This window comes from Streptomyces sp. NPDC042100 (assembly GCF_055582325.1).
In genome coordinates this window covers 170,751-186,075 of sequence record NZ_JBVJDK010000012.1, presented here as the reverse complement: position 1 = coordinate 186,075, position 15,325 = coordinate 170,751, and the positions used below count along the sequence as shown (strand labels likewise).

General features: G+C 72.3%; 17 protein-coding genes. 6 read left to right on the top strand and 11 right to left on the bottom strand.

The genetic code is table 11. The annotated features are described in order from the left end of the window. Nucleotides 1–205: 205 nt before the first annotated feature. A complete protein-coding gene (locus ACZ6J5_RS26435) occupies nt 206–586 on the top strand; it encodes a hypothetical protein (RefSeq protein WP_469395535.1) in 381 nt (126 codons plus the stop codon). 13 nt (nt 587–599) lie between these two features. Here ACZ6J5_RS26435 and ACZ6J5_RS26430 read toward each other — a convergent pair whose 3' ends face one another. The 3 genes from ACZ6J5_RS26430 to ACZ6J5_RS26420 form a co-directional block, all read right to left on the bottom strand. Further along, a complete protein-coding gene (locus ACZ6J5_RS26430) occupies nt 600–824 on the bottom strand; it encodes a hypothetical protein (protein WP_469395533.1) in 225 nt (74 codons plus the stop codon). A 141-nt stretch (nt 825–965) separates the two neighbouring features. Continuing rightward, nucleotides 966–1,466 carry a hypothetical protein gene (locus ACZ6J5_RS26425; protein ID WP_469395531.1) on the bottom strand — a complete coding sequence of 167 codons (501 nt, stop codon included), beginning with the start codon at nt 1,464–1,466 and terminating at the stop codon, nt 966–968. 174 nt (nt 1,467–1,640) lie between these two features. Beyond that, nucleotides 1,641–1,814 (bottom strand): hypothetical protein, encoded by a 174-nt coding sequence (locus ACZ6J5_RS26420; RefSeq protein ID WP_469395530.1) that lies wholly within the window; start codon nt 1,812–1,814, stop codon nt 1,641–1,643. Between the two features lie 248 nt (nt 1,815–2,062). On the opposite strand from ACZ6J5_RS26420, the gene ACZ6J5_RS26415 reads away from it, so the two are divergent. The 3 genes from ACZ6J5_RS26415 to ACZ6J5_RS26405 all read left to right on the top strand — a co-directional run bounded on the left by ACZ6J5_RS26415 (nt 2,063) and on the right by ACZ6J5_RS26405 (nt 4,315). Beyond that, nucleotides 2,063–3,022, top strand: a complete 960-nt coding sequence (locus ACZ6J5_RS26415) for a helix-turn-helix transcriptional regulator (RefSeq protein WP_469395528.1) — start codon at nt 2,063–2,065, stop codon at nt 3,020–3,022. A gap of 210 nt (nt 3,023–3,232) precedes the next feature. After that, nucleotides 3,233–3,730, top strand: a complete 498-nt coding sequence (locus tag ACZ6J5_RS26410) for an RICIN domain-containing protein (protein WP_469395526.1) — start codon at nt 3,233–3,235, stop codon at nt 3,728–3,730. A gap of 96 nt (nt 3,731–3,826) precedes the next feature. Beyond that, on the top strand, nt 3,827–4,315 hold the full coding sequence (locus ACZ6J5_RS26405; RefSeq protein WP_469395524.1) for an RICIN domain-containing protein: 489 nt from the start codon (nt 3,827–3,829) through the stop codon (nt 4,313–4,315). A gap of 79 nt (nt 4,316–4,394) precedes the next feature. On the opposite strand, the gene ACZ6J5_RS26400 is transcribed toward ACZ6J5_RS26405, so the two are convergent. Further along, the gene (locus tag ACZ6J5_RS26400; RefSeq protein WP_469395522.1) at nt 4,395–5,303 is read right to left on the bottom strand and encodes a CopD family protein; all 909 of its coding nucleotides are present in this window, start codon (nt 5,301–5,303) and stop codon (nt 4,395–4,397) included. Nucleotides 5,304–5,392: 89 nt separating this feature from the next. Then, nucleotides 5,393–5,608 carry an EF-hand domain-containing protein gene (locus ACZ6J5_RS26395; RefSeq protein WP_362478337.1) on the bottom strand — a complete coding sequence of 72 codons (216 nt, stop codon included), beginning with the start codon at nt 5,606–5,608 and terminating at the stop codon, nt 5,393–5,395. A 71-nt stretch (nt 5,609–5,679) separates the two neighbouring features. Between ACZ6J5_RS26395 and ACZ6J5_RS26390 the strand changes: the two genes are divergently transcribed. Then, the gene (locus tag ACZ6J5_RS26390; protein ID WP_469395520.1) at nt 5,680–6,318 is read left to right on the top strand and encodes a GNAT family N-acetyltransferase; all 639 of its coding nucleotides are present in this window, start codon (nt 5,680–5,682) and stop codon (nt 6,316–6,318) included. Between the two features lie 17 nt (nt 6,319–6,335). Here the strand turns inward: ACZ6J5_RS26390 and ACZ6J5_RS26385 are convergent, their stop codons facing one another. The 6 genes from ACZ6J5_RS26385 to ACZ6J5_RS26360 form a co-directional block, all read right to left on the bottom strand. After that, nucleotides 6,336–7,526 (bottom strand): YncE family protein, encoded by a 1,191-nt coding sequence (locus ACZ6J5_RS26385; protein WP_469395518.1) that lies wholly within the window; start codon nt 7,524–7,526, stop codon nt 6,336–6,338. Next, nucleotides 7,526–8,281 (bottom strand): polysaccharide deacetylase family protein, encoded by a 756-nt coding sequence (locus tag ACZ6J5_RS26380; protein WP_469395516.1) that lies wholly within the window; start codon nt 8,279–8,281, stop codon nt 7,526–7,528. Before ACZ6J5_RS26380 ends, ACZ6J5_RS26385 begins: the two co-directional genes overlap by 1 nt. A gap of 453 nt (nt 8,282–8,734) precedes the next feature. Further along, nucleotides 8,735–9,238, bottom strand: a complete 504-nt coding sequence (locus ACZ6J5_RS26375) for an ATP-binding protein (protein WP_469395515.1) — start codon at nt 9,236–9,238, stop codon at nt 8,735–8,737. 176 nt (nt 9,239–9,414) lie between these two features. Then, nucleotides 9,415–10,182, bottom strand: coding sequence for an enoyl-CoA hydratase/isomerase family protein (locus ACZ6J5_RS26370; RefSeq protein ID WP_469395513.1), 768 nt, complete (start codon nt 10,180–10,182; stop codon nt 9,415–9,417). Between the two features lie 86 nt (nt 10,183–10,268). Continuing rightward, nucleotides 10,269–11,516, bottom strand: a complete 1,248-nt coding sequence (locus ACZ6J5_RS26365; protein WP_469395511.1) for a L,D-transpeptidase — start codon at nt 11,514–11,516, stop codon at nt 10,269–10,271. A gap of 186 nt (nt 11,517–11,702) precedes the next feature. Further along, a complete protein-coding gene (locus tag ACZ6J5_RS26360; RefSeq protein WP_469395509.1) occupies nt 11,703–12,914 on the bottom strand; it encodes a L,D-transpeptidase in 1,212 nt (403 codons plus the stop codon). A gap of 160 nt (nt 12,915–13,074) precedes the next feature. Here ACZ6J5_RS26360 and glgX point away from each other — a divergent pair, with 160 nt between their 5' ends. Further along, a complete protein-coding gene (glgX, locus tag ACZ6J5_RS26355) occupies nt 13,075–15,282 on the top strand; it encodes a glycogen debranching protein GlgX (RefSeq protein ID WP_469395507.1) in 2,208 nt (735 codons plus the stop codon). Nucleotides 15,283–15,325: the final 43 nt, after the last annotated feature.

Below are 15,325 nucleotides of genomic sequence, written 5' to 3'. Positions count from 1 at the left end.
CCGAGAATGCACGGGAAGGCACGTTTCCGAAGATCGAAAGGGCACTTCGATGTGCCCGTTCGCACACTTTTCTTGAATTCAGGCCAGACCCCTTCGGGGCGCACGGAGAACAAGCCATTTCCTGGATTCCGGCAGCCCGTCGACCAGTCGGATCGGATAGCTTCCGCCACCAGTGGAGCTTGATCACACGAGGGTGGGTGTCCAGATGAACAAGAAGATCCTGGGTGTTCTCGGCGCAGCCGTGCTGTCGTTCGGCGTCGCCACGCCGGCCAGTGCGGCGGGGCCCGGGTACAAGCTGATCACCATGGGCGTGGGAAGCAAGACCCTCGGAATCGCCTACGTGGACAACGGCTATTCCGGGTCGCGCATCGAGTTCCGCGGTGAGTCCTGCAACAGCGACAAGGACGACATCCCGGACTATCAGTTCCCGCTGGGGGACTGGCGCTGGACCATCTCTTCCGTGCAGAGCATGGAAGCCAGCTGCCAGATGGGGCTGAGGGACCGGGACGGGAAGCGGCTGCTCGTCTACTGGGAGCCCCAGCTCGGCACCTGGAACGACCAGACCGTGACGGTCCAGTTCTCCTGAGCCTCCCGCCTCTTCAGCTCCGCTCCCACCCGCGCAGCGGCAGCTCGGTGATCACTTCGTCGACCTTGGCGGCGACGTAGTCGGCGGAGGCGTTCGCGCGCAGGCCGAGCACCGCGTATCCGGGTCCGCATTCCCGGATCTCGGCGGACCAGTTCGGCGGGAGCTGGGACATGACGCGCACACAGGCGAGCTCGGGGCTCGCTTCGCGTGCTCCGGAGAGACGGATCAGGTGTTCCACGCTCTCTCTCCTTCGGATCGGGTGCCCCCGTGGTTCCCGGGCGTCCGCGGCATGGGCCGGCTCCGGTGGGAGACCGGCCCATCTGCGTCATCGGCACATCCGGACACGACACGAGGGGAGGGACAGACAGTGCAGTCGGATTCAGCCGGTGAAGACCACGGTGCCGCCGTCGCGGGTCCACCAGCCGCCGAAGCCCCAGTTCGACCAGCCGCCGTCACCGCGGTTGACGATCGTGCCCGACTTGAACGCCAGGACGCGGTAGGTCGCGCTGCCCTGCGTGACGCGGGCGTTGGCGACCACGCCGTCGAGGTCCAGGGAGTAGTTCAGCTTGTCGTTGATGATCATGACGTTGTAGCCGGGGTAGGCGTTCATCGTGTCGTCGAGCTGGCGGTGCACGAAGCCGGGCCGGTCGTTCTCCATCCGGATGTCGTTCAGCACGTTCCCGATGATCGGGCCGATGTTGCCCCAGGCGTCGATGAAGATGTCGAGCTTCCAGCCGGCCATCGTGCCGACCTGGCCGGCGGGCGGGGCGGAGACGCCGGCCGGGACCGGGGCGGCCTGGGCGGTGGCGGGCAGCAGCAGCCCGGCGGCGGTGACGGCGCCGACGACGGTGAGGGCGGCGCGCTTGAGGTTCTTCGACATGGAAGGCTCCTTCGGAGGTGTTCCGGGCATAGGGATGCCCGGGATCTGTGGGCGAAAGGTGCGAAAAGAAGAGGAAGCGGCGGCGGGGCCCGGGCCCTCTCGTGGGCCGGGCTCGCCGGGATTCCGGACGCGGGGGTGTCACCGGCCGGTGCGGCCGTGGTCACCCCGGTCCGGTCATCCCCAGTCGTTGGTGAGCGGACCGGCGGTGCCGGGGGTGGGCTCGCCGGTGACGGTCACCGGGCTGGGAGCCTGCGTGCCGTCGCTGTCGGCCTGGGCCACGCCGGCGGCGCCGGTGACCAGGAGGGCGGCGATGGCGCCGGACACGATGCGGGCCGCGATGCGGTTCACGGGGTACCTCCTGGGTTGACGGTGACGCTGGACGTGGGTGCCGTGTTCGGGCCTTCCCGCCGTTCTCGTTTCGGCGGGCCGCCCTCACAAGAAGAATGTTGCCCCCGCGAGGGCCGCTCCGGGCGGGCGTGGCCGTGCAGCAAAGAGCCCTCTTCCCGCGCACTTTCCTGCACCCGCCGCTCCCCCGGGAACGCCGCGCCCCGCTCCCGCCCCGGCAGCCGGTCCGATGGTCGGCGGTGGCGGGCGTGATGGCGCGCGGATCGGGCAACGCCCTGGCGTTCCTGGGTGTCACCGACGCCGAGGAGCGGCTCTACCGGGCGGTCCTGAGGGACCGCGACGACATCGGCGACCACAGCCCGGCCACCGTCTCCCGGGCCCTGGAGCTGGGCATCGTGGTCCGCACGGAGGCCGGCGGGCTGCGCCCGCTCTCCCCCAAGCGGGCGGTCGAGCGGCTGATCGAGCACCAGGTGGGCCGGGTCCAGGACGACCTCCAGGAGACCGCCCGCAGCAGCGGCGTGGTCAGGACCCTGAACGCGGAGGGCGAGGCCGCCGCCAAGGCGGTGCACGACCGTCCGGGGATCCAGCAGATCGAGGGCCTGGAAGCCGTACGGGCCGTCATCGACGAGGTGACGTTCTTCGCCCGTACGGAGAACCTGACGACCAATCCGGTCGGGGTGCTCTCGGCGGAGTCGATCGAGATCTCACGCCCGATCGACCTGCGGATCCTGCGCCGCGGGGTGCGGATGCGGACCCTCATGGCGGCGGCCTGCCTCCAGGACGAGCCGACCATGGCCTATCTGCGGGAGCTCGCGGGCCGAGGTGCGGAGATCCGGGTCTCCCCGCACCCCCTCGACCGCATGATCATCTGCGACCGCTCCGTGGCGCTCACCCCGATCGACCCCTGCAACACGGCCCGCGGAGCCCTGCTCACCCGGGAGACCGGCCTGGTCAGCACCCTGGTCTCGCTCTTCGACCGGATGTGGGCGGCCTCGAACGAGCTGCCCGAGGCGGAGCTTCCCACGCTGACCGAGACCGAGCGCCAGGTGCTGCAGAGCCTGTACCTCGTCGACAAGGACGAGACGGGAGCGCGGGAGCTGAGCATGGCCCTGCGGACCTACCGCAAGCACGTGGCCCGGCTCATGAGCCTGCTCGGCGCCGACAACCGCTTCCAGGCCGCGCTGCGCGCCCGCGAACGCGGCTGGATCTGACGTCATGACACCAGCCCGCCCGCCCCTGGACCCCGCCCGCGCTCCCGGGACCGGCCACCGCCCGGACCCCCGGCACCGGGGCCCGCCCCCGGCACCGCACACCGCACGCGCCCGGCCGGGCCGCCGCGAGGCGGACGTACGCCGGACGGGAATCACGCGCAGTACCCCATACACGGTTCCACCCATGTCGATTCGATGAGGATGCATCACATGCGCATGCGCACGAAGATCACCAGCGCGCTGACCGCCGCGGGAGCGGGAGTCCTGCTCAGCCTGGGAACGGCCCCGGCCGCCCACGCCGCCGGCAACGTCCTGCAGTACCACAACGCCAGGACCGGGCTCTGCCTCGACTCCAACGCCAAGGGGGACGTGTACACGAAGACCTGCGGCGCGACCAACCCCTACCAGCAGTGGGAACGCGGGGTGCAGAACGGCCAGATCCTGCTCCGCAACGTCCAGACCCGCCGCTGCCTGTGGATCGACCCCTTCAAGCCGGGCCACCTTGAGACGCAGGCCGCCTGTGGCAACGGGATGCTCTGGACGGAGCTCTACTCCGGCGGGACGTACCGGCTCGTGGACGAGTACCTCAACCTGAACACGGGCGAGACCTCCACCCAGGCCGTGGACTCCGACGCCAAGGGCAACGCCTACGCGAAGACCTACGGATCGGACAACCCCTACCAGCAGTGGACCGTGACCTCCCCCTGAGCCGAGCACAGCGCTCGCCCGACAGCCCGTACAGCCCGACATGACCCGCGCCACCCCCGGCCCCCAGCGCCGGCCAGCTCTCCAGGGAGAAACGCCATGACCATCCGCAACACCCTCGGCGGCCTCGCGGCCACGGCGGGCGCCACCGCGCTCCTGCTCACCGGCATGACCACGACCGCCCACGCCGCGGGCGGCCCCGGCGGCGGCATCTGGCGGCTCCAGAACGTCCAGACCGGACTCTGCCTCACCGACAAGGTCAGCTCCATCGCCACCTCGTCCTGCTCCACCACCAGCGCGTACCAGAAGTGGAACTACAAGCCCGTCGGCGGAAAGATCCAGCTGCAGAACCAGGGAACCGGCCGCTGCCTGAAGCCGCAGAACATCTTCTCCCTGTTCCTGGAGACCCGGCCGTGCGGAATCGACAGCAACGACCTCTGGGACGAGTACTTCATCAGCTCGAAGCTCCGCCTCGTCATCAGCGGCAACGCACTCGACTCCAACGCCAAGGGCGAGGCCTACCTCAACCAGTACAGCGAGACCAACCCGTACCAGCAGTGGTACCTGACCACGAGCATCCCCGGCTGACGCCCCGCACGGCACCACGGTGACCACCTGACGGCCCTGCTCGAAGAGGCCCCCGCCCAGTCTCCCGGGCGGGGGCTTCTCAGTGGACCAGCCAGTGGGGGTCGGGCACCACCGTGAGCAGCGCCGAGACCAGGACCACGGCCCCCAGCACCGCCAGCTCGGCGCGGGCCGGCGGCTGGGCGTCCGCGCCGCGCAGCATCCGGCGGCGGGCGGTCAGGGCGAGCAGGGCGGCCACCCCGAAGAGGGCCAGCTTGAAGAGCAGCACCCTGCCGTACGCGGTGGTCAGCACGGCGTCGAGCGGGAGGCGCCGCAGGGTGGAGCAGGTGCCGGTGACGGCGAGCGCGGCGAAGACCCAGGCGGCCATCCTGGCGTACCGCCGCAGCACCTCCGCGCCGCCCTCCCGCAGCCGCATGGTGCGCAGCACGTACAGCAGGGTGCCGCACCACAGGGAGGCGCCGGTGAGGTGGACGACGGTGAGGCCGAAGCCGACGGCGGGGGTGTACGCCTCGGGGTGGGCGCGCAGGGCCTCGGCGCCGACGGCGACGGCCAGCGGGGCGAGCGCCAGGGCGGGGCGCCTGGAGGCGGCGCACAGGGCCGCGAGGGCGAAGGCGTTGGCGGTGACCAGCAGCAGCCGGCCCTCGCGGAGCCCGTAGACGGTACTGAGGCGCAGTCCGCTGATGACGGCGAGGAGGCCGAGCAGGGCGGCGGAGGAGGCGCAGCCGAGGACGGCGGCGGGCAGGGACCAGCGGCGGGGCAGCGGGCCCTCGCCGGCCAGCCGGACGCCGACGAGCTCGCCGAGCTGGACCGCCAGGGCGAGCAGGATGAGCAGGCGCAGCAGGGTGATGGTGCCCGCCGCGGGGATCTCCAGTTCGCCGGTGCCCGTCTGGGCGACTCCCGCGCCGAGGAGCGCGGCGGCGAGGATGGCGGCGGCGGCCAGCAGGGCCGCGGTCAGCCGGATCGGGGTGCCGAGGGGGCCGGGGAGCGTCACCGGACGATCGTCACCGGGGGCCGGGCGGGCGGCAACTCACGTACGTACGCTTGGACGTACGGCGCCGCCCGCCCCGCCCCCGCGGGGGCTCAGGCCTTGCTGAGGTGGGCCCAGAACTCGTCGAAGGACAGCTTCTTGTCCCCGTTGTCGTCGCGCTGCTTGATGAGGGCCTCGGCGACGGTCTCGGTGACGTTGAAGTCGCCCAGCTGCGCCATGACGCTCTTGTACTCGGCGGCCGTGATGAAGCCGTCCCCGTCCACGTCGAACCGCTCGAACGCGGTCCGCGCCTCGTTGATGTCCGCCACTGCTTCCCCTTCGTGGTGCTTCGGTGTCGGGGGTCAGATTAGCGGGCGCACCCGTGCCGGATGATGGGGGTATGAACAGCGACGTGGCAGGCATCCTGGACGCGGCGGCACGCGGGGAGTTCCCGCCGCCGGACGGCTCGACGACGATCCTCCCGCAGCCGAACGGGCGGGACGCGGGGGTGCTGTCGTTCACGGCGCACTCGGTGGTCTTCCTGGACGAGGACCCGGAGTGGATACGGGCGGAGCTGGCGGCGGCGTCGACGGATCCGCTGGTGGCGAGCATGACCCCGCGCTTCCTGTCGGCGCTGATGGCGCGCACGGGCCGGTACGTGAACACGATCGACCTGATGACGGTGGCGGGGGCGCTGCCGGGCGAGCCGGAGATCGAGCTGCGGGAGATCCGGGACCAGGGGCATCCGCGGGTGGCGCGGGCCCTGAAGTACCGCGACGAGGTCCGGGTGTGGGCGGCGGACGGCGGGGTGCTGATCCTGGGCCGGGGGGTCGCGGGCCGGATGGAGGCGGCCGTGGAGGTCGACGAGGACGCGCGGCACCGGGGTCTTGGCCGGGCGCTGGCGCGGGCGGCCCGGCAGCTGGTCCCGGGCGGCGTGGTGTGGGCGCAGAACAGCCCGGGGAACGCGCGCAGCGTCCGCGCCTTCCAGGCGGCGGGGTACCGCCCGGCGGGCGCGGAGGTGCTGCTGGTGGCGCGCTGATCGGCCCCGGGGGCGGGTCAGCGGAAGATGCCGGTGTGGCCGAGGGAGTAGCGGCCGGGCTGGGGGTAGACGGCGAGGCCGTGGGGGCCGCTGCCGACGGGGATGCGGGCGAGCTGCTTCCCGCTGGTGGTGTCGATGGCGTAGACCTCGGAGTCGTAGCGTCCGGAGAGCCACAGGACCTTGCCGTCGGCGGAGACGCCGCCCATGTCGGGTGAGCCGCCCTGCGGGAGCCGCCACTTCTTGGTGAGGCGGTTCCGGGTGAAGTCGAAGACGGAGACGGTGCCCTCGCCCCGGTTGGACACGTACATCTCCTTGGAGTCGCGGGAGACGTAGAGGCCGTGGCAGCCCTTGCCGGTGGGGAGCAGGGCCGGGGTGGTGAACTTCTCGCCGTCGAGGACCCACATGCCGTGGGCCATCATGTCGGCGATGTAGAAGGTCCTGCCGTCCGGGGAGATCTTGACGTCCTGCGGCATGGCGCCCTGGAAGGGCAGCTTCTGCTGGCCGACGACGGCCATCTTCTCGGTGTCGACCTTGAGGAGTTCGCCGGAGAACTCGCAGGAGACGACGAAGTAGCGCCCGTCGGCGGAGAAGTCGGCGTGGTTGACGCCGTAGCAGGAGACCGGGACGGTCTTGCGGCGCTCCATGGTGTGCGGGTCGCGGAAGACGAGCTCGCGGTCCATGGAGGCCATGACGACGGCGTACTCGCCGTTCGGGGTGAAGTAGAGGTTGTACGGGTCGTGGACCTCGACGGGCTTGCCGGCGGCGCCGGTGGCGGGGTCGATGGGGGTGAGCGTGTGGCCCCGGTTGTTGTTGACCCAGAGGGTCTTGAGGTCCCAGGAGGGCACGACGTGCTGGGGCTGCCGACCGACCGGGATGGTCTCGACGACCTTGAAGGTGGCGGGGTCGATGACGGAGACGGTGTTGGAGTTGGTGTTGGGGACGTACACCCGGGAGGGGAAGTCCTTGACGACGGGCGAGAGCCGGTTCGGCCGGTCGGCGGCGTAGACGTCGTCGGGCTTGAGGAGCGGAGGCATCCCGGGCAGGCCCGTGTCGGCGGCCGGTCTCGGGACGGCGGGGAGCACGGCCGCCTCCTTCTTGGCGGCGGCGCCGCTCTCGGCGGGGCCCGGGCTTCCGCAGCCGGCCAGGGTGAGGAGCAGGGCGGCGGCGAGGAGGCCCGTGGTGCGGGCGCGGGGGGCGGGGGTCGGCATCAGCTCAGCAGCTCCGTGGTGGTCACCGCGCGCAGGCCGCGGCGGTGGAGGTCGGCGAGGAGGGCCGGCAGCGCGGCGACCGTGTCGGCGTAGCCGAAGTGGAGGCTCACCACGGATCCGGCGCGGAGGGGGCCGGTGACGTTGGCGAGGACGGCGGCGGGGCCCGGCGAGGTGAAGTCGAGGGCGTCGACGTCGTACGAGAGGACGTGCGGGTAGCCGGCGCGGCGGGCGGCCCGGCGGACGGGCTCGGCGGCGTGCTGGGTGCGGGAGGGGCGGAACCAGGTGCCGATGGAGCCGGTGAGCCGGCGCAGGCGGGTGGCGCAGCCCTGGATCTCCTCGTAGGCGCGGGCCTCGGTCATGGCGTTGACGTCGATGTGGTGCTGGGTGTGGTTGCCGAGGTCGTGGCCGCCGTCGAGGATCCGGCGGGCCAGCTCGGGGTACCGGTCCAGCCATGCGCCGACGGCGAGGACGGTGGCGTGGGCGCCGGCGCGTTCGAGGTGGCCGAGGGCGGCGCGGGCGAGGGCGGGGTCGCCCTGGCCGTGGAAGGTGAGGGCGACCCTGGGGCGGTCGCGGGGGCCGTGGGCGATCTCCTCGGGACTGCCGGGGTAGCGGCGCGGCGCGGGGGCGGCGGCGGGGGCGGGCGCGGGGCCCTGGGGCGGCGCGGGGGGCGGCGGGGTGCCGCAGGCGGTGGCGAGGGCTCCCGCGAGGGCGGTGGCCGCGCCGGCCCGGAGGGCGCCACGGCGGTCGATCGGCATCACGGCACCATTTAAGGGGCGGTATGCCGGAAAAACTATGATTGAGCCAATTCAGGACGATTGCGGGGTGATCGCGGGATGATCGCGGGCCGGGACGTGCGTCCACTATGCGGACACGGCGAGGAAACACCCGATGAACGCCATACTTATTCATCGTTTACAAGGATGGTGCCCCACGTCACCAACGATTCATTGGTAAACTGTGACGGTCTGTCCCAGTTTGACCTGATATCGACTTTTGGCGGAGTGGCCCTCCGTCTGTCATAGTCGATGACACGACCCCCATTGACCCGGGCCAGGTCGACATGGCGGCCGTGGACACACCCCCCCGATCCACGGCGCTTCACACGAAAGCCCCCACGCGCCCCACCACGGCGAACGGGGGCTTTCGTGCGTCCGGGGCCGGCCGGGAGGGCGGTCCGGGGGCGGTGACCGGCGGGGGGGCGGCGATGGCTAGCGGTCGCTGACCCGCATCTCGAACCAGGTGGTCTTGCCGCGCGGCGCCAGGTCCACGCCCCAGCGGTCGGAGAGCTTGTCGACCAGGAAGAGCCCCCGCCCGCTGGTGTCGAGCTCGTGCACCGGCATCAGGCAGGGCAGCCCGCGCGAGGGGTCGCGCACCTCGATCCGGATCCAGCCCCGGCGGCGCAGCATCCGCAGCGCGAAGACCCGGGCGCCGGTGTGCCGCACCGCGTTGCCGACCAGCTCGGAGACGAGCAGGACCGCGTGTTCGGCGATCTGGGGCCCGAGCGCCCACTGGCGCAGCACGACCCACTGGGTGAGCCGGCGCGCGACCGCGGCCGACTCCGGGCGGGACGGCAGCCGGACGTCCTCCTCGGCGGGATTCCCGTACTCCTTGAGCGCTTCCGCGGCCTGTTCGTCCTCCGCGGCCGGCACCCACCGGGCGGCGGTCGCACCGCCGCGCTGCCGCGGTTGATCCATACCATCCAGGCCCGCCATGCCCCCATCATGGCCGCAGCGGAACGGACGCGGGGCCGTTCCGCTCGAATCGACCCCGCGGAATCGACAATTCCGGGAAAACCGTCCGACCGGGGCCCCGCCTCCGGGGCGGGCACCCGCCCCGGAGGCCGCGCCCGCCGTCCGCGTCCGGCGCCGCCGCCCGAACCGGCCCCGGTTCAGGCGAACTTGGCCTTGCCCGGCCCCTCCTCGACGAAGCTGCGCATCCCGCGCTCCCGGTCCTCCGTCGCGAACAGCCCAGCGAACCAGGTGCGTTCGATGGCGAGACCGGAGTCGAGGTCCGTCTCCAGGCCCTGGTCCACCGCCTCCTTGGCGGCCCGCAGCGCGATCGCCGGGCCCTGCGCCAGCTTCGCGGCCCAGGCGTGCGCCTCGGCGTACACCTCGGCGGCCGGCACCACCCGGTCCACCAGGCCCAGCCGCAGCGCCTCGTCCGCCTTCACCATGCGGCCGGTGAAGATGAGGTCCTTGGCCCGGGAGGGGCCGATGAGCCGGGACAGCCGCTGGGTGCCGCCGGCGCCCGGGATCAGGCCGAGCAGGATCTCCGGCTGGCCGAGCTTCGCGTTGTCCGCGGCGATCCGGTAGTCGGCGCACAGCGCGAGCTCGCAGCCGCCGCCCAGCGCGTACCCCGTGACGGCCGCGACGACCGGCTTGGGGATGCGGGCGATCGCGGTGAAGGAGTCCTGCAGCGCCCGGGACCGCTTGACCATGGCCGCGTGGTCCATGACCTGCATCTCCTTGATGTCCGCGCCCGCCGCGAACACCTTCTCGCCGCCGTAGAGGATCACGGCCCGCACGTCGTCGCGGTCGCTCGCCTCCTCGGCCAGCTCGCGCAGCCGGTCCTGGAGGGCGATGTCCAGGGCGTTCATCGGGGGACGGGCGAGCCGGATCGTGCCGACACCGTCGGCGACTTCGAGGTTCACAGTCATGGACCGAAGGTTAGCCGCCGTTAACGACAGGGGCCCCGGTGCCGTTGGTCACAGCACCGGGGCCCTTCGTCACGCGGCGGGGAAGCTCAGGACTTCCACTCCGACCAGGACATGTTCCAGCCGTTGAGGCCGTTGTCCGGCTTGATCTGCTTGTCGCGGGAGTTCTTCACGACGACCACGTCACCGACGATCGAACGGTCGAAGAACCAGGCGGCGGGGGTCGTGCTGTCCCCCGCGCCCCGGGTGTCGCGCAGGCCGACGCAGCCGTGGCTCACGTTCTCCGAGCCGAAGGTCGAGGCCGAGGCCCAGTAGTTGCCGTGCACGAAGGTGCCCGAGGTGGACAGCCGCATCGCGTGCGGCACGTCCTTGATGTCGTACTCGCCGCCGAAGCCCACGGTGGCGCCGTTCATGCGCGTCACCTTGTACTTCTCGCTGATGACCATCTGTCCGTTGTACGTGGTCGTGGACGGCGCGCCCGCGGTGATCGGCAGGGTCTTGACGACCTTGCCGTCGCGCTCGACCTTCATCGTCTTGGCGCTCGCGTCCACCGTGGAGACCTGGCGGCGCCCGATGGTGAAGGTGATGGTCTTCTTCTGCTTGCCGTACACGCCCGGGCGGCCCTCGACGCCGTCCAGGTTGAGCTTGACGGTCACCTTGGTGCCCGCGGCCCAGTAGTCCTCGGGGCGGAAGTCGAGGCGGTCGTTGCCGAACCAGTGCCCCTCGATCTCCACCGCCGGCTCCGCCGTCACCTTGATGGCGCGCTCGACGGCCTCCGGGTCGGTGATGCCCCGGGTGAAGTTGATCGAGACCGGCATCCCGACGCCGACCGTGGCGCCGTCCTCCGGCGTGTAGTGGCCGATGAAGGTGTTCTTCGGGACGAGGGTGCTGAAGGTGGTGTCCTTCGCCGACTCGCGGCCCGCCGCGTCCGTCGCGACCGCGTGCACCTTGTACTGGGTGCCGCCCGAGAGGTGCCCCACCGGCTCCCAGCTCGCGCCGTCCGCGGAGATCTTCCCCTCGATCGGGGTGCCCTTGGTGTCGGCGACGGTGACCGTGGTCAGCTTGCCCTGATCGGCCGTCACCTTCAGCGCGCCGCTGGTGGCGACCGCGTCGGCGCCGTCCTTCGGGGCGATCGTCACGACCGCGGTGGACGCCGCGATCTCCTGCTTGCCGCCGGTGCCCGCCGGGTCGTCGGCCCCCTTGCCGCCCCCGGTGGCGCCACCGCCGCCGCCGCACGCGGTCAGCACGAGGAGCAGCGCCCCCGTCGCCAGCGCCCCCAGGCGGGCGCCTCGGCGCCGCCGTCCGGCGGTCCCTCCGGCTATCGGCTGCCCGTTCACTATGCTCTTCTCCCCTCGCACGACCCGGCTCAGCTCGGGCCCCACCCCCGTACGCATCCTCCCGCGCACAACGGCGTTAGATAATCACACCGCCGGACACGAAACTTCCACGCGAATGTCACCGTTCAGTCCCAGTTCACGCGGGGTGCGGGGGCGGGTGCGGACGAGGGGGCGCGGGCGGCCGGGTCAGCGCAGCGCGGAGCCCCCCTTCCACAGGTTCCACGCCATGTTCCAGCCGCCGAGACCGTTGTCCGCGGCGACCTGCTTGTCCTGCGAGTTGACCACCTCGACCACGTCGCCGATCAGCGTCCGGTCGAAGAACCAGCCCGCCGGGGTGTCCGCCCCGCCGCCCTTCACGTCCCGCAGCCCGACGCAGCCGTGGCTCACGTTCGCCGAGCCGAAGGTGGACGCCGAGGCCCAGTAGTTGCCGTGCAGGAAGGTCCCCGAATCGGTCAGCCGGATCGCGTGCGGCACGTCCTTGATGTCGTACTCGCCGCCGAAGCCGACCGTCCGCCCGTCCATCCGGGTCACCTCGTACAGCTCCGTGACCACCATCTTCCCGTTGTACGTGGTGGTCTTCGGCGCCCCCGCCGTGATCGGCAGCGTGGTCAGCACGTCCCCGTCCCGGCGGATCTCCATCGTGTGCCGCTCGGCGTCCACCAGCGACACCTGCGAACGGCCCACCGTGAAGCCGACCCGCTTGCGCTGGATGCCGTACACCCCCGGCGCGCCCTCGACGTCGCGCAGGTCCAGGTCGACGGTCACCTCGGTGCCCGGCCGCCAGTACGCGGCGGGACGGAAGTCCAGCCGCTCCTTGCCGAACCAGTGCCCCACGATCTCGACCGGCGGGTCCGAGACGACCCGGATCGCCCGCTCGACCTCCGCGCGGTTCTCGACCTCGCGGTTGAAGGAGAAGGAGACGATCATGCCGGTGCCGACCGTGGAACGGTTCTCCGGCTTGAAGTAGCCGATGAAGCGGTGCTCCGGGACCACGGTGGTGAACGTGGTGTGCCGGGCCGAGCGGCGCCCGTGGGCGTCCAGCGCCACCGCGTCCACGCTGTACTTCGCGGCCAGCGCCAGCCGGGTCCGGTCCGCCGGCCGCCAGCGCAGCCCGTCCGCCGAGATCTCCCCCGCCACCCGGGTGCGCTGCGCGTCCTCCACCTGGACCACGGACACCCGCTCCAGGCGTCCGCTGTCCACCCGCACCTCCAGGGGCCCCTCGGCAGGCACCCCTCGGCTGCCGTCCTCGGGGCTCACCCGGATCACGTCGCCCGGCGCCCGCGCCTTGCCCGGCAGGGTCACGTCCAGGCCGCCGCCGGTCCCGGTGCAGCCCGCGAGGCCCGCCAGGAGTCCCGCCACCGCGAGGGCGAACCCCGCCCGCTTCGTCACATGTCTCACGACCGGCCCAACGACGGCCACCCTCCAGGGGAAACGTGCGTGCGGGTCATGTTGGGAGGACGGCCGTGCGGGCAGAACAGGTGGGAGGACCACGTGCGGGGAACCGCGGCCGGGACGCCGCGCCCCCCGCGCACGGGGAGAGCCGCGGGAGGCCGGGACGGTGTCGAGCGCAGCCGAGCAGGAGGCGGTATCCGAGCGTGCCCACGGCCGGGCGGGGCCGCCGGGCCGGGAGGTGTGGCCGGGGGCGCCGACACCCCTGGGGGCGCGCTGCCGGGTCGGGCCCGACGGGGTCGCGGGCACCAACTTCGCGCTGTGGTCGGGCGGCGCGGAGGCCGTCGAACTGTGCCTGTTCGACACGGACGGCACCGAGACCCGGCTGCGGCTGACCGAGCTGACCCATGAGATCTGGCACGGCTTCGTGCCCGGCGTCGGCCCCGGCCAGCGCTACGGCTACCGGGTGCACGGACGCTGGGACCCCTGGACCGGGGCCCGCTGGAACCCGGCGAAGCTGCTCCTCGACCCGTACGCCCGAGCCGTCGACGGCGACTTCCGGCTGCCGTCCGAGGTGTACGGGCACGTCCGGGACTGGCCCCAGCAGCACGTCGCCGACACCGTCCGCGACGAACGGGACTCCGCCCCGTACGTCCCCAAGGGCGTGGTCGTGCAGGACGACGACGACTGGTCCGACGACCGCAGGCCCAAGACGCCCTGGCCCGACTCGGTCATCTACGAACTGCACGTCAAGGGCTTCACCGCGCGCCACCCCGGCATCCCGCCCGAGCTGCGCGGCACCTACGCGGGCCTCGCCCACCCGGCCGCGGTCGAGCACCTGGTCCGGCTCGGGGTGACCGCCGTCGAACTGCTGCCGGTGCACCAGTTCGCCCACGAGGACCACCTGCTGCGGCGCGGGCTCACCAACTACTGGGGCTACAACTCCATCGGCTACTTCGCCCCGCACGCCGGCTACGCGGCGGGCGGGACCGCCGGGCAGCAGGTCGGCGAGTTCAAGCGGATGGTGCGGGCGCTGCACGCCGCCGGGATCGAGGTCATCCTCGACGTCGTCTACAACCACACCGCCGAGGCCGGCGAGCTCGGCCCCACCCTGTCCCTGAAGGGCATCGACAACCGCGGCTACTACCGGCTGCCGTCCGACGCCCGCCGCTACACCGACTACACCGGCTGCGGCAACACCCTGCACGTGGTGCAGCCGCAGGTGCTCCGGCTGATCACCGACAGCCTGCGCTACTGGGTCACCGAGATGGGCGTGGACGGCTTCCGCTTCGACCTGGCGGCGGCCCTCGCCCGCTCGATGCACGACGTCGACATGCTCTCCCCCTTCCTCGCGGTCATCGCCCAGGACCCGGTGCTGCGCCGGGTCAAGCTGATCGCCGAGCCCTGGGACGTCGGCAACGGCGGCTACCAGGTGGGCGCCTTCCCGCCGCTGTGGACCGAGTGGAACGACCGCTACCGGGACGCCGTACGGGACTTCTGGCGCGGCGCGCTGCCCGACGTCCGGGACCTCGGCTACCGGCTCTCCGGCTCCAGCGACCTGTACGCCTGGGGCGGGCGCCGCCCGTACGCCTCCGTCAACTTCGTCACCGCCCACGACGGCTTCACCCTGCGCGACCTGGTCAGCTACGAGCGCAAGCACAACGAGGCCAACGGCGAGGGCAACCGGGACGGCACCCACGACAACCGCTCCTGGAACTGCGGCGCCGAGGGCGAGACCGAGGACCCCGCCGTCAACGCCCTGCGCCGCCGCCAGCTCCGCAACCTGGTCACCACGCTGCTGCTGTCCACCGGGGTGCCGATGCTGGTCGCCGGCGACGAGATGGGCCGCACCCAGGGCGGCAACAACAACGCCTACTGCCAGGACAACGAGATCGGCTGGCTGGACTGGAGCCTGACCGACGACCCCGGGCACGCCCAGCTCCTCGCCCTCACCCGGCGCCTCCTCGACCTGCGCCACCGCCACCCGGTGCTGCGCCGCCGCGCCTTCTTCTCCGGCCGCCCGGCCGCCGACGGGCTGCGGGACCTGGCCTGGTTCACCGCCGAGGGCACCGAGATGACGGAGGCCGACTGGTACGCCCCCGCCGCCACGCTCGCCCTCTACCTGTCGGGCCGCGACATACCGGGCCGGGACGCGCGCGGCGAGCGGGTCACCGACGACAGCTTCCTCGCCGTCCTCCACGCGGGCCCCCGCCCGCTCGACTTCCGCCTGCCGGGCCCGCCGTGGGCCCAGTCGTACGAACGGCTCGTGGACACCGCACCGGAGGACCAGTCCCACGCCCCGGGCACGGTGCACCGGGGCGGCGGGACGATCACCGTCGCGGGGCGGTCGGTGGTGCTGCTGCGGGTGGGGGGCTAGGGCCGGTCGTCGGACTCCCGGCTGCCTCGCGTGCGGGGTTCGC

Excerpts from the sequence above, each read along its gene's own strand:
- ACZ6J5_RS26435 (WP_469395535.1), top strand. The coding sequence starts at position 206 with ATGAACAAGAAGATCCTGGGTGTTCTCGGCGCAGCCGTGCTGTCGTTC.
- ACZ6J5_RS26425 (WP_469395531.1), bottom strand. The coding sequence starts at position 1,466 with ATGTCGAAGAACCTCAAGCGCGCCGCCCTCACCGTCGTCGGCGCCGTC.
- ACZ6J5_RS26415 (WP_469395528.1), top strand. The coding sequence starts at position 2,063 with ATGGCGCGCGGATCGGGCAACGCCCTGGCGTTCCTGGGTGTCACCGAC.
- ACZ6J5_RS26410 (WP_469395526.1), top strand. The coding sequence starts at position 3,233 with ATGCGCATGCGCACGAAGATCACCAGCGCGCTGACCGCCGCGGGAGCG.
- ACZ6J5_RS26405 (WP_469395524.1), top strand. The coding sequence starts at position 3,827 with ATGACCATCCGCAACACCCTCGGCGGCCTCGCGGCCACGGCGGGCGCC.
- ACZ6J5_RS26390 (WP_469395520.1), top strand. The coding sequence starts at position 5,680 with ATGAACAGCGACGTGGCAGGCATCCTGGACGCGGCGGCACGCGGGGAG.
- ACZ6J5_RS26385 (WP_469395518.1), bottom strand. The coding sequence starts at position 7,526 with ATGCCGACCCCCGCCCCCCGCGCCCGCACCACGGGCCTCCTCGCCGCC.
- ACZ6J5_RS26380 (WP_469395516.1), bottom strand. The coding sequence starts at position 8,281 with ATGCCGATCGACCGCCGTGGCGCCCTCCGGGCCGGCGCGGCCACCGCC.
- ACZ6J5_RS26375 (WP_469395515.1), bottom strand. The coding sequence starts at position 9,238 with ATGGCGGGCCTGGATGGTATGGATCAACCGCGGCAGCGCGGCGGTGCG.
- ACZ6J5_RS26370 (WP_469395513.1), bottom strand. The coding sequence starts at position 10,182 with ATGACTGTGAACCTCGAAGTCGCCGACGGTGTCGGCACGATCCGGCTC.